This is a genomic window from Moraxella canis (assembly GCF_002014965.1).
Taxonomy (GTDB): Bacteria; Pseudomonadota; Gammaproteobacteria; order Pseudomonadales; family Moraxellaceae; genus Moraxella; species Moraxella canis.
The window spans coordinates 273,409-286,800 of the sequence record NZ_MUXT01000008.1 but is presented as its reverse complement, the minus strand read 5'-3'; the positions used below and the strand labels follow the sequence as shown (position 1 = coordinate 286,800).

At 44.5% G+C, this 13,392-nt stretch carries 13 protein-coding genes; 9 read left to right on the top strand and 4 right to left on the bottom strand.

The features are described 5' to 3' along the window. Window positions 1-123: 123 nt before the first annotated feature. The 4 genes from leuD to B0180_RS07390 are packed head-to-tail and all read left to right on the top strand — an operon-like array spanning window position 124 to window position 3,087. On the top strand, window positions 124-774 hold the full coding sequence (gene leuD, locus B0180_RS07405) for a 3-isopropylmalate dehydratase small subunit (protein WP_078256350.1): 651 nt from the start codon (window positions 124-126) through the stop codon (window positions 772-774). Continuing rightward, the gene (locus tag B0180_RS10085) at window positions 774-1,178 is read left to right on the top strand and encodes a hypothetical protein (RefSeq protein WP_064622137.1); all 405 of its coding nucleotides are present in this window, start codon (window positions 774-776) and stop codon (window positions 1,176-1,178) included. Before leuD ends, B0180_RS10085 begins: the two co-directional genes overlap by 1 nt. Next, entirely contained in the window at window positions 1,175-2,245 is a 1,071-nt protein-coding gene (gene leuB, locus B0180_RS07395; RefSeq protein ID WP_078256349.1) for a 3-isopropylmalate dehydrogenase, read from the top strand. The genes B0180_RS10085 and leuB overlap by 4 nt, the downstream gene beginning before the upstream one ends. 14 nt (window positions 2,246-2,259) lie before the next feature. Beyond that, window positions 2,260-3,087, top strand: a complete 828-nt coding sequence (locus tag B0180_RS07390; RefSeq protein WP_167366934.1) for an RsiV family protein — start codon at window positions 2,260-2,262, stop codon at window positions 3,085-3,087. 27 nt (window positions 3,088-3,114) lie between these two features. On the opposite strand, the gene B0180_RS07385 is transcribed toward B0180_RS07390, so the two are convergent. Genes B0180_RS07385 through B0180_RS07375 form a run of 3 tightly spaced genes read right to left on the bottom strand, consistent with a single transcriptional unit; the run spans window position 3,115 to window position 5,019 of the window. Further along, entirely contained in the window at window positions 3,115-3,885 is a 771-nt protein-coding gene (locus B0180_RS07385) for an ABC transporter permease (RefSeq protein WP_078256347.1), read from the bottom strand. Further along, the gene (locus B0180_RS07380) at window positions 3,882-4,571 is read right to left on the bottom strand and encodes an ABC transporter ATP-binding protein (RefSeq protein WP_078256346.1); all 690 of its coding nucleotides are present in this window, start codon (window positions 4,569-4,571) and stop codon (window positions 3,882-3,884) included. Before B0180_RS07380 ends, B0180_RS07385 begins: the two co-directional genes overlap by 4 nt. A gap of 1 nt (window position 4,572) precedes the next feature. Further along, on the bottom strand, window positions 4,573-5,019 hold the full coding sequence (locus tag B0180_RS07375; protein ID WP_078256345.1) for a thioesterase family protein: 447 nt from the start codon (window positions 5,017-5,019) through the stop codon (window positions 4,573-4,575). Between the two features lie 199 nt (window positions 5,020-5,218). Here B0180_RS07375 and xthA point away from each other — a divergent pair, with 199 nt between their 5' ends. Further along, entirely contained in the window at window positions 5,219-6,034 is an 816-nt protein-coding gene (gene xthA, locus B0180_RS07370) for an exodeoxyribonuclease III (protein WP_078256344.1), read from the top strand. Between the two features lie 74 nt (window positions 6,035-6,108). Continuing rightward, window positions 6,109-7,326 (top strand): bifunctional glutamate N-acetyltransferase/amino-acid acetyltransferase ArgJ, encoded by a 1,218-nt coding sequence (gene argJ / locus B0180_RS07365; RefSeq protein WP_078256343.1) that lies wholly within the window; start codon window positions 6,109-6,111, stop codon window positions 7,324-7,326. Between the two features lie 95 nt (window positions 7,327-7,421). On the opposite strand, the gene B0180_RS07360 is transcribed toward argJ, so the two are convergent. After that, the gene (locus B0180_RS07360) at window positions 7,422-7,997 is read right to left on the bottom strand and encodes an isochorismatase family protein (RefSeq protein WP_078256342.1); all 576 of its coding nucleotides are present in this window, start codon (window positions 7,995-7,997) and stop codon (window positions 7,422-7,424) included. Between the two features lie 238 nt (window positions 7,998-8,235). On the opposite strand from B0180_RS07360, the gene lysS reads away from it, so the two are divergent. From lysS to B0180_RS07345, 3 genes are all read left to right on the top strand, one after another. Next, window positions 8,236-9,759 carry a lysine--tRNA ligase gene (gene lysS, locus B0180_RS07355; protein WP_078256341.1) on the top strand — a complete coding sequence of 508 codons (1,524 nt, stop codon included), beginning with the start codon at window positions 8,236-8,238 and terminating at the stop codon, window positions 9,757-9,759. A gap of 12 nt (window positions 9,760-9,771) precedes the next feature. Next, window positions 9,772-12,030 (top strand): DNA polymerase III subunit gamma/tau, encoded by a 2,259-nt coding sequence (gene dnaX, locus B0180_RS07350; protein ID WP_078256340.1) that lies wholly within the window; start codon window positions 9,772-9,774, stop codon window positions 12,028-12,030. Window positions 12,031-12,459: 429 nt separating this feature from the next. Further along, complete coding sequence (locus B0180_RS07345) at window positions 12,460-13,329, top strand: LysR family transcriptional regulator (protein ID WP_078256339.1); 870 nt, start codon at window positions 12,460-12,462, stop codon at window positions 13,327-13,329. The last annotated feature ends 63 nt before the right edge of the window (window positions 13,330-13,392 follow it).

Sequence of the window (13,392 nt, the reverse complement as noted above, 5' to 3'; positions counted from 1 at the left end):
AAAAATTGGTCATTTGGCATGAAATGAGCTTAAGTAAGCCAATATTATGATGATTCATAAGCACATCAGTGCATCCATACCGCTGATTAATGTATCAATATAACCGTCTTTTGGAGAAAAATAATGAAACAATACACCACCGAAATTGGCATTGTTGCCCCACTTGACCGTGCCAATGTCGACACCGATTTGATTATCCCTAAGCAGTTTTTAAAGTCTATCAAACGCACAGGCTTTGGCGATAATTTGTTTGATGAATTGCGTTATCTTGATGAAGGCTGTTTGGGTCAAGACATCTCAAAACGCCCAAAAAATCCCGACTTTGTCCTAAACCAAGAACGCTATCAGGGAGCAACCATTTTACTGGCTCGCAGTAATTTTGGCTGTGGGTCTAGCCGTGAGCATGCCCCTTGGGCATTAAATGAATTTGGATTTCGCACGGTGATTGCCCCAAGTTTTGCCGATATTTTTTATAATAATAGCTTTAAAAATGGCATGCTCCCTGTGATACTCACCGAGAGCGAAGTGGATGAGATTTTCAATGAATGCTTTGAGACTGTCGGCTATGAGCTTACGGTGGATTTACAAAACCAAAAAGTAATGACTCCAAGCGGTAAAGCGTATCATTTTGAAGTGGATGCGTTCCGTAAGCACTGTTTATTAAATGGGCTTGATGATATCGGTTTGACCTTACAAGACAGTGATGATATCAAAGCCTTTGAAGAGAAGGCAAAGAAAGAAAGACCGTGGGTGTTTAGAGAATTACAAAACTGATGAATGAAAGTATTATAAATGGCATTGTATGGTTTGTTGTATTTATGTGCTTTATCATGCCATTTATATGTTGTTTTATTCGTTATATATTTGTGCCAAAAACATCACTTTGGTTAGTAATGTTTATATCCATAATCATATGTTGGTTGCTTGTTCAATTTAATGTATTTATCGTTTCATGGCACCTTGATTATCAATTAAGTCAATTTGATTTAGATGGCAATGACTTTTTTACGCCCGATGAAATGACAGCAGAAGTTGAAGAGCTTTTATTGAGAAAGTCAAATGATACAGGCAGAGCATTAGCCCCAATCACTGGCATGGTGGTTAGTATCATTTATAATGCATTTTTGTTTTTTATCTTCGCTCTTTTTCAACCTTTACAAAAGGAAAATACCATATGACCAAAAAAATCGCAATCCTAAACGGCGACGGTATCGGACCTGAGATTGTCGCCCAAGCCGTCAAAGTGCTAGACAAGCTCATCGAGCAAGGGCTTGATGTGTCTTACGAGTACGGCAAATTGGGCGGTGAAGCCTATGATGCTTATGGTTCGCCATATCCAAGCCAAACCCAAGAGCTGTGTCAAAAGGCGGATGCAGTGCTTTTGGGGGCAGTGGGCAGCCCACAATATGACAACTTGGAGCGAAGCGTGCGTCCTGAGCGTGGCTTACTTGCGATTCGTAAGGATTTGAATTTATTTGCCAATTTGCGTCCTGCCATTTTGTACAAAGAGCTGGCGGGTGCTTCTACCTTAAAGCCTGAAATTGTCGCAGGTTTGGATATTTTAATTGTGCGTGAGCTGACGGGTGATATTTATTTTGGTGAGCCTAGGGGCATTCGCACGCTTGACAGTGGAGAGCGTGAAGGCTTTAACACCATGAAATACAGCGAGAGTGAGATTCGCCGCATCGCCAAAGTGTCGTTTGAAGCGGCTCAAAAGCGTAATAAAAAACTGTGCAGCGTGGATAAAGCCAATGTACTAGAAACTACCGAGCTTTGGAAAGAGATTTTTACAGAAGTGGGCAAAGAGTATCCTGATGTTGAGCTTAGCCACATGTATGTGGATAATGCCGCCATGCAACTGGTCAAAAATCCCAAGCAGTTTGATGTGATTGCCACAGGCAATATCTTTGGCGATATTTTATCCGACCAAGCGTCTATGCTGACAGGCTCTATCGGCATGCTACCGTCAGCAAGTCTCAACGAAACTGGCAAGGGTTTATATGAGCCTAGCCACGGTTCAGCCCCTGATATCGCAGGGCAGGACAAAGCCAATCCACTGGCGACCATTTTATCGCTTGCCATGCTCGTCAGATACAGCCTAAATGATGAACAGCGTGCAGGGCAGATAGAGCAGGCGGTGCAAAAAGTGCTAGAAAAAGGCTATCGCACAGGGGATATTTATGAAGACGGCACGACACTCGTGTCTTGTTCACAGATGGGTGATGAGGTGGTGGCTGCGCTGTGATTATGGATAAGCAAATGGATCATTGGATAAAAATCATACCTGCTTGTCTCATACTGGCAGCTTGTTCTAAGCTGCCAGTCGCAGCCGCGGATCCAGAAGCTAAGAGCATTAAAGACTTTCAAGCGGTAGAGCTAGACTATACTCTGCCTGATGATGTCGCGTCCGTCTGTCAGCCACAAACCAAGACTCAGCCGTCTGATCTGACATCAGAGCACGAATCGGTGATCGGCTGCCCATCGATTGATATTCAATTGGTATCACTAGAGCCCAAATGGGTTCAAGATTCGCTTAATTTTTATATTACTCAAGATCATAATCCTGAACGCATCAAATTTCGACGCCATTTGGATACTTTTGCCCGTCAATCTATGTATGACAACGGTGTTATGCCGTATTATCAGAGTGTAGAACCGCAATTTGTTGGCATGCATGGCACCCTGGCTCAGTTTGCCGTCTTGGATGATATGTATTTGGGCGGTGCACATGGCATGCAGACGACCACTTATTATATCTATGACTTGGCGCTTGGCACTCAGATAAGCCTTTATGATCTTGAGATTCAATCTTATGATAAAGAGGCGGGTCGGCTGTATGAGCTGACTCAAGCGGCGTATGATCGGTATTTGTACGCCCACCGAGCTGACATTGGCGATCCTGAGGAGTATAAAGAAACTTATCCATTAGAGTATACGGATAATTTTTATTTCAACGATCAAGGTTTGGTGCTGTATTACAATCCTTATGTATTAAGCCCGTATGCGATGGGACCTGTTGAGCTAATCATTCCTTTTGTTGATCTTGAGGGTGTGCTAAGAGCAGAATATTTACCACCATTTGATTAATCAATAAAGACCTGTATTAACAGGTCTTTATTTGGGTAAAATCAATCGAAGCTCACGATCAAAAAATCGCCGAATCACAAATACTGCCGATAAAGTACACGATATGGCGCTGCTTGCACATATCAAAAACATCGTCACAATCTGATATCGCACCGCTTGGGTAGGATCGGCGCCTGCCAAGATTTGTCCTGTCATCATGCCAGGTAAGCTCACCAATCCCACAACCATCATCGAATTAATCGTAGGCATCATACCACCGCTGACTGCAGAGATGATGGCATGGTGGCAGGCTTCATAAGGCGTCGCACTGAGCGCTAATAGCGTGCGAATTTGATCCTGATGATCATGCAGATGATCGATCAGCCGTCCCGTGGTCAAAGAAATGGCAGTCAAAGAATTTCCCAAAATCAGCCCCAAGATCGGAATGATGTACTGCGGTGAGTACCAAGGCGTCACTTGTAAAATGATCAGCATGGCGATCAGCGTCACCCCAAATGCCGCCACCCCAAGCGATAATAAAGTATCAATCAGCAAGCCTGGATAGGGTCTTTTGATGCGGTTTTTGGCGGAGATGGCGGCAATCAGCGTCATGATTGATAAGATACCAAGCACCTCATACCAACTTTCTTTGGCGAATATCCATGCCAAGATCAGCCCAATCAAGCTAAGCTGCACCACTGTACGCACCGCTGCAATCGTCAGGGTCTTGGCAAGCCCAAGCTTCAGCCAAAGCGATATGCCAATGGCTATCAACACAAGTAATGCCGAGATACCAACATTTGTTAGGCTGAGTATCACAGTTTCGACCCTTCAGTGATCAGCATACCGTCTTTTATCCACCAACTGATAGCAGACAGCGCTATGGCTTGATGCGGCTGATGACTCACCCAAATAACCGCGCGATCGGGCTGATCAGATACCCAGTCATTGACGCAGTCTATGAGCTTGGCAGCGGTATTTTCGTCAAGAGCGGCGGTCGGCTCATCTAATAGTAAAAGTGCAGGACTAAGCTGCAAAGTACGCAAAAAATGTACAATTTGGCGCTCACCGCCTGACAGCGTATGGATATTTTGATTTAAAAACTCTGCCGTCTTGCCAAATCTGCCGAGCTGAGAGATGTGCCAGTTTTGATCAAACACTTTATCCTGATGCTGCTTGAAAGTCAAAGGCAGCTTCAAATTATCCATCACCGTCTCAGCGATCATGACAGGCGTTTGGGTGATCAGCGCCACTTTTTCACGCCACAACAGCGGATCGCTTGAGCAAGACAGGGTTTGATTGGGTAAATACAGCACAGCATCCCCATCATGTGGCAGCTGACCTGCCAAAGCCGATAAAAATAACGACTTGCCAGACCCTGAAGCGCCCATTAGGATAATTTTTTGTCCAGCGTTGATACTGCCTTTGGCTTGATGAAGTAGGGTGCGAGTCTGATCTGGTGTGCTGATATGGATATTTAGGCGATCAAAAATAAATAAAGCCATATTAAGCGCTCTTGGCCGCGCTCATCAGCGTATGAATAAAATTTTCTGGCAGGCGCTGAGGGCGGATTGTTTTTCTGTCATTGATGACGCAAGCCAAAGTAATCGTCGCCGTGGTGGCAGGCTTGTCTTGATTGGGGCGATAAATGCTTTGGCGCACAACTAAGCTGGCTGGTCTGATGCGCACTTCATCCACCGTTACCGTCAGCTCATCATCAACCAGTAAAGGCGTGTGATACGCCAAATCCGCTTGACTCACCACAAAATGCACAGCTTGTTTTGATCCTGACTTGGCATCATCTAGGCTTAAAAAATAGCCATCATAACCTAGCGTCGTCAGCCAGTCGCGTCGGCAATTTTCAAAAAACACCAAATGATTGGCGTGATAGACGATACCGCCAGCGTCAGTGTGATTGATATACACTTTATAAGTTTTTTGAAAATTTACCATAACTCCGCCAAAATTATCCAAACCACGAGCTCAATAAAGCGTTCATTCTGCCAATCATTGTACACCGTTTGATGAGCGCTTGCCAACATTGGACTTGGGATTTAATAGTGTAAGGATGGATAAAGTTCACAAAATCTCATCAAAAATTGTTACAATACCAAATCATCAAAATGATTTAAAAATTTAAAAAGAGTGAGTGATGACGACATTTGTCAGTTTTAATATTAATGGGCTTCGCGCAAGACCACATCAGCTTGAGGCGGTCAGAGACATTTTGGGTGCTGATATTATTGGCCTGCAAGAAACCAAAGTGCATGATGCGCTTTTTCCAGCGAAAATGGTGCAGGATTTGGGCTATCATGTAGAGTTTTTTGGTCAAAAAGCGCATTATGGCGTGGCATTGGCGTCCAAGATTGCCCCGGTATTTGTCCAAAAAGGCTTTCCTTTTGGGGATGATGACGCGCAGCGCCGATTGATCCACGCGCGCTATGATTTTGATGGGCGAAGTATTGATGTGCTAAACGGATATTTCCCCCAAGGTGAAAATCGTAGCCATGAGATCAAATTTCCCATGAAACGGGAATTTTATGCCGATCTTAATCGCTACATTGATGAGCTCAAGGCTGATGGTCGTGAGCTGATCATCATGGGAGATATGAATATCTCGCCAGAGGACATTGATGTGGGGATCGGTGAAGCCAATGCCAAGCGCTGGCTTGCCAGAGGGGCTTGTTCATTTTTGCCCGAAGAGCGTGTGTGGTATCAGACGCTCATGTCCACAGGCTTGACGGATACTTATCGCTTATTTCGTCCAGAGGCTCATGATGAGTTTAGTTGGTTTGATTATCGCTCGCGCGGATTTGAGGATACGCCTAAGCGCGGGCTGCGCATTGACCATATTTTATGTACAGATGCCCTAAAAAATGACTGCGTGGCAGCAGGTATCAGCTACGATATCCGAGCGATGGATAAGCCATCAGATCATGCACCCATTTGGGCGAAATTTAATCTATAACACACCCATAAATCACAAACATCAAGCTAAGCTCGATTGGCTTGATAAAACTGATCAACTTAAGGAGAAAGATCGTGGCAGTCGGTGATATCAGTATTCCAACACAGATTTTTAATATTGACGGCGTCAAAATAGGTACAGCAAAGGCGCATGTGCGCTATGCTGATCGCCGTGATGTGACGGTCTTTGAGATCGCCAAAGGTGCTTGCGTGTCGGTGGTAACTACCCAAAATCAGTTTTGTGCCGCGCCTGTGCAGGTGCTTCGTCAGCATTTTGAGCAGACTGTGCCTGAGTATCTTTTGATTAATACAGGTAATGCCAATGCTGCTACAGGCGAAGATGGGTATCAGCGCGCGCTATCGACTTGCCAAGCACTTGCCCAAAAAACAGGCGTATCAGCTGAATCGGTTTTACCGTTTTCAACGGGTGTGATTGGTGAGACGCTGCCGAGTGATCGGATTATCGCAGGGCTTGATACTGCTTTGGCGGATTTGGCGCCAGATCACTGGCTGGATGCTGCGCACGCCATCTGTACAACAGACACCATTCCAAAACTGGCAAGCACTTCGATCAGTATTGATGACGTGACTTATCACTTTACAGGCATCTCAAAAGGTGCAGGCATGATTCGCCCAAATATGGCAACCATGCTGGCTTTTGTGGCAACTGATGCTGCCATTGATCAAAAGCTATTGGATGATATGCTGATTAAAATTACCAATGCTTCGTTTAATCGCATCACCATTGATGGCGACACATCGACCAATGACTGCTGCACACTGATCGCCACAGGCAAAGCGGGCGCACTCATTGACACCACCGACCATCCGCACTATCAAGCCATTTTTGAAGCTTTGCAGGCGGTATTCATCCGATTGGCGACTTTGATTGTTCGGGATGGTGAGGGAGCTACCAAGTTTATCACGGTTAAGGTCACTGGCGGCGCCAATACTCAAGAATGTGCTGATGTCGCTTATTCGGTGGCGCATTCGCCGCTGGTGAAGACGGCGTTTTTTGCTTCTGATCCAAACTGGGGGCGTATTTTGGCAGCTGTTGGCAAAGCAGGCTTTGAATTTGATCAAAGCCAAGTCAATGTATCGCTGGATGAAGTGAATATCTGCCAGCGTGGCGGATTGGCACCTGAGTATACCGAAGCAGCTGGTCAGGCGGTGATGCAGCGCCCTGAGATCACCATTCACATTGAACTTGGGCGCGGCGAGGCGAGCGACACAGTTTATACCTGTGATTTGTCGCATGAATATGTCACAATCAATGCCGATTACCGCTCTTAAGGTCGGTACAGGCTGATTTGATTGACTTATAATAAAAATGGCTTATCAGTTAATAAAAATGGCTTATCAGTGTGATAAGCCATTTTTTTGATGAGTTATTTTACCAAGCCCGAAATGGTCTTAAAGGCAGGGTCTTCAGAGGATCTTAATAATTCAAATAAAATCGCCTCAGTGGTCGTCACTGCAGCACCAGCACGGCGCATACGGCGGATGGCTTGTTTTTTATCATAAGGATTTCGGCTGCCTACAGCGTCAGCGACAATGACAGGCTGCATGCCATTGTCCAATAAATCCAGCGCTGTTTGAAGTACGCACACATGTGCCTCAATACCAAACAAAAGCACAATGCGACGGTTTTGCTGCAAAATATGCGCCCAAGACGGTGGATTGTCACATACGCTGAAGCTTTTTTTCTCAAAGCTTTTACGATTAGTGTCATTTAATAAGCCATAAAGCTTGTCAATGGTCTCACCCAATCCATTTTTGTACTGCTCGTTAAGCATGACAGGCACGCCCAAAGCTTGAAATCCTTGAATGAGCACTGCCATTTTCTGAGTGATTGCCTCATGCTCAAAGATGTGCGGTGTCAGTTTTTCTTGCACATCAATCATCAAGGCTTGTACATCATCACGTAGAATACGATACGGTACCGAAAATGTCCTAGTCGCCATCACAAACTCCTTTTTTTTATCTGCGCTAATGAACTTAGCTACGCTTAAGGTTTTGAAGAATTTTAAGTCATCATAACAGGTTTTTTGACGCTTGCCAAATGTTTATCCTTGCGAAGCGGCGCCAAAAATTTGGCAAAATCTTAATGATTGATTTTGAATAATCTGTTACAATACTCGGCATATTTTTATTCAATTTTTTATCAAATTGACACGCCAAAAATTACATATTAGGTATATTATGAGTTCGCAAAATCAACCACAACATAACGAAACTGCCATTTCAGAAAATGATCTAATCGCTCAGCGCCGCGCAAAACTCGACGCCTTACAACAAAAAGCCAAGCAAGCCGGCAAAAGTGCTTATCCGAACACCTTTAAGCCTGAGAACTATTGCGGCGATTTGCAGGCGCAGTTTGATGGTGTGGATAAAGCCACCATTGAAAGTGGTGAAAAGGTGTATGCCAAGGTCGCAGGTCGTGTCATGCTCAATCGTGGCTCGTTCATCGTGATCCAAGACATGACCGATCGCATTCAGCTGTATGTGGATCGCAAAGGCTTGCCAAGTGAGACGCTTGAGCTTATCAAGTCACTGGACTTGGGCGATATCGTGGCGGCAAGCGGCTATATTGGGCGCTCAGGCAAGGGGGATTTGTATGTGCATCTTGAAGCATTTGAGCTATTGACCAAATCGTTACGCCCACTGCCTGATAAATTTCATGGCTTGACTGATACAGAAGTCAAATACCGCAAGCGTTATTTGGATTTGATGGTGAATGAAGAGACGCGAAACACTTTTGCTATCCGCGCCAAAGTGGTGGCAGGCATCCGCGCATTTTTGACCCAAGAGCGTTTTATGGAAGTAGAAACGCCGATGATGCATGTGATTCCTGGCGGTGCGTCTGCGCGTCCTTTTGTGACGCATCATAATGCACTGGATATGCAGCTGTATTTGAGGATTGCGCCTGAATTGTATCTCAAGCGACTGGTGGTTGGTGGCTTTGATCGCGTATTTGAAATTAACCGTAACTTCCGTAATGAAGGGGTTTCGACGCGCCATAATCCTGAATTTACGATGATTGAGTTTTATCAAGCTTATGCCGATTATAAGGATTTGATGGCGCTGACCGAGCGTATGCTTGAGACATTGGCGGTGGATATTTTGGGAACGACTGATGTGCCTTATCAAGGTGAAGTGTTCAGCTTTAAAGGTCCTTTTAAGAAAATCACGATGCTTGATGCCATTTTAGAGCACAATCCTGATTTTAGCGGTGATGATATGAATGACCGTGAATTTTTGGCAAAATTTGTCAAAGATGAATTAAAACAAGAAGTGAAACCAAGTTTTGGCTTGGGTAAATTACAAACAATCGTTTTTGAAGAAACAGTTGAAACCAAGCTGCGTCAGCCGACATTTATCACTGAATATCCTGCCGAAACGTCTCCGCTGGCGCGCCGAAATGACACCAATCCACATGTGACGGATCGCTTTGAGATGTTTATTGGCGGTCGCGAGCTTGCCAATGGCTTTAGTGAGCTTAATGATCCGATTGATCAAGCCGAGCGTTTTCGTGCCCAAGTCGCTGAAAAAGACGCTGGCGATGATGAAGCCATGCATTATGATGCTGATTTTATTGAAGCGCTTGAATATGGCTTACCGCCAACGGCAGGCGAGGGCATTGGTATTGACCGCCTTGTGATGCTATTTGCTGATGCTGCCAGTATTCGTGATGTGATTTTATTTCCACACATGCGCCACAAATAAGCCCTTTGTCCTATGGATAAACAATATCAGGTCTTAGCCCGAAAATATCGACCCAAAAACTTTTCCGAGCTTTTGGGTCAATCACATGTCGCCCAAGCGCTGTCCAATGCCATTGATACAGGTAGGCTGCATCATGCGTATTTATTTACTGGAACTCGCGGCGTCGGCAAGACGACCATCGCGCGTATTCTTGCCAAGTGTTTAAACTGCGAAACAGGCATGACAAGTCAGCCTTGCGGCGTCTGTGATACATGTATTAGCATTGATCAAGGGCGATTTTTGGATCTGATCGAGATTGACGCTGCTTCTCGTACCAAAGTTGAAGATACCAGAGAGCTGCTTGAAAATGTGCCTTATGCGCCTGTGCAAGGTCGTTATAAAGTCTACTTGATTGACGAAGTGCACATGCTGTCTACGCATTCTTTCAATGCGCTGCTTAAGACTTTGGAAGAGCCGCCAGACTATGTGAAATTTGTCTTTGCGACTACCGATCCCCAAAAACTGCCCATTACGATCATCTCGCGCTGTCTGCAATTTGTTTTGCGTCCACTGCCGCAAGCGCTTTTGTCTGAGCACTTAGTCAAAGTATTAAATGCAGAAGAGATCCCTTTTACACAAGATGCCTTATGGCAGCTGGCAAGCGCTGCAAAAGGATCGGTGCGTGACGCGCTATCGCTGACCGACCAAGCGATTGCCTTTGGTGGCGGTCAAATCCAAGCTGATACGGTTTTGTCGATGCTCGGATTGGTGAATAGCACCAATGTTCTTGAGATCATCGAGGCGATCTATCATGATGATCGCATGGCAGTTGGTCGATTTATCACTGCCATGCGTGATAAAATGGTCGATGCTGCTGCCATCTTTGATGAGCTGATTGACAGTATTCATCACATGGCTCTCGTACAGGTATTGCCTGATTCTCCTTTGGACATGAATATTGAACAAGCACATCAAATGAGGCGCTTAGCATCCTTGATCAGTCCAGATGTTCTGCAGCTGTATTACGAAATTTTAATCAAAAGTCGTGATGGTATTCGCTTGGCAAGCACGCCGATGCAGGCTTTGGAGATGGGTATCTTAAGGCTGTTGGCATTTCGACCGCTGACAGAAGGGCAGATGGCTGTTTCAAAGGATGCGCAAACAAGCCAAACGAATGACACCAGCAACCAACATAACACAGCTGATGCTATCGTCGAGAACCTCAAAGATCAAGCGAACGCTAACAGCGAAACTCAGGCGCTATCTACCGATATTCATTCTAACAACGATCGGCAGGCTGCCTTAGCAGACTTACCGTCGCAGGCAGACGCTGAGCCGATAGATCCGTTATATAATGACGATGTAACTACAAAAAGTAGTCAAAGCACAGATGACCTTACCAAGATCAATCAAGTGCAATCTGTCAATACAGATACCAATTTGGAGCTATCTTCGGAGGATTTTCAGTCAAAAAAGCCTTTAAAGGCTCTTGAGTCTGATTCTTCTGAAAATCCAACAGCTGAGGAAGATACGCCGAGCGATCATGACACACTGACCCAAATGGCAGCCGAGCCATCTTTTGCAGTCATGTCAGATGCCAGTGATGCCGATGAGCAGCTTTTGGCAGATTTTACTGAAGATATACAAGCCTTGCCAACAGTTACAGCCGCGAATCTGGCTAAGACAGATACTGATGTAAAAGCTACCTACAAAGAAGATCTGATGGCTGATCAGTCATCTTCCCAAGATATCAATCCACAGCCTATCAGCCAGTTTGATAATACCGATTCGCTTAAGTCTTTGGCACATCCGCCTAGCCAACCGATGACCAAAGCCCAAATGCTGGAGCAGCTAAAGCCTACGCCAGTCGAGCTTGATGGGCGCTGGACAAGTGAAAAATGGGATTATTGGGTGCATTTGGCGCGAGAAGCAGAGCATTTTGCACCTGATGAGCTTGCCTTGATGAGCACGAGCGTAATGACAGGTGATATTGCTGGTGATAGCTGTTTGGTGGTCTGCGAACTCAACTCGCAAGTTCAGTCAAGTTTTGAGAGCTTGCGCGCCAAATTTTTAGCGCATTATCCACAAATTAAACTACTTGCTGACCCTGTGCTGGCTGATCAGGCTATAGAAGCGCCAAAATCGCGCTTATCTCAGCGGCACATCCAAGTGCAGGCACAGGCTCAAAATCAACTGGTAGATAGCCCAGTTTTTCAAACGCTTTGGCAGGACGGCTTTGTGGTGGATGATGGGACTTCGGTGCTAAGTCAATCAAAGCTGCTCATTGACTAAAAATTTGTCTAATCAAGCAGATATGGACATGTATCATCATACAACATGCCCCAAAAACTTAAAAATATTAAGCAAATATTGCCTAAAGATTTTGCAGTTAAAGTCATGCAAAAAACATTACAATGTGATACATTTTTTCTGAACAATCTCTTGCCAATAGATTAAAATTCCTTTATAGTTAGTAACCATAATTTTTGATAGTCTTGTAAAATTATCTTTAATTTAAAGGGTTCGGCATTATGTGTCCAATCCCATACAAATCATAACTTAACAATGACTTTTGATCATAAAATTATACATAAAATGACTGATCAGTCATCATTTTTTATAACATAACATTAGAATTTTATTATAATGATTTGCTTTTTCTTAAAATGCAGATTATATAAATTAATTAATTAAATTAAACTAAATAATTTGAGGTAAAATATGTTAGATAATTTACGAGGTATGGCGGTCTTCGCGAGCGTAGTTCGCCACGGTTCATTTAGTGGCGCAGCCAAAGAACTTGGCATTACAACCAGTGCTGTCAGTCAGCAAATTCGCTCTTTGGAAACTGATTTGGGTGTTTCTTTACTACATCGCTCGACACGTAAGCTCAGTCTAACCGAAGCTGGCGAAAGCTTATATTCATCAGCCACCCAAATGGTGAAAGCAGCCGAACAAGGGCGTGACAGTGTGATTCAGCTTAAAGATGAGCTCTCAGGCAGTCTGCGTATTGCGACCACCCCAGAGCTTGCTAAGGCTTATCTACTGCCTGCCTTATCTGATTGGTTGGTTGAGCATGATAACTTGTCATTGAATATCATCTCGCGCGACAATCTGGATATGATTGAAGATCGCGTTGATGTGGCTTTGTTGTTGAGCGAACAGGCTCAAGGCATCGCACTTAAGACAGTAGAGCAGCTGTTGGTTGCTTCACCAGAATATATCAAAAATCATGGTGATGTAGAAAATGTTAAGGCATTGGCAGCGCACACAATGATTATCTGCGGCGAAAAACCAACCGAAAGCGTCGAGTTTAAAGATGCAAATGGTAAGCAGTCTGTGCGTGTCAGCTCAAGACTGATCACCAATAATCATGCCATCGCTCTAAACTTGGCTGCTGAAGGCTATGGCATTACTAAGACCAATGCCGTCGATGCCAAAGCGCTGCTTGAGTCAGGTAAAGTTGTTAAAATCCTACCAAACCACAGTTTGCCGACACTGACTTTGAGCGCTGTCACCATCTCGAAAGAACAAACAACCGTCAAGGCGCAAAAATGTATTGAAGTACTTGAAGCGCACTTTAAGAATTAATTCAATTAAGTTTTTTAAACCCTGCATGATGCAGGGTTTTTTGTGCTTAAAATACGATAAAAA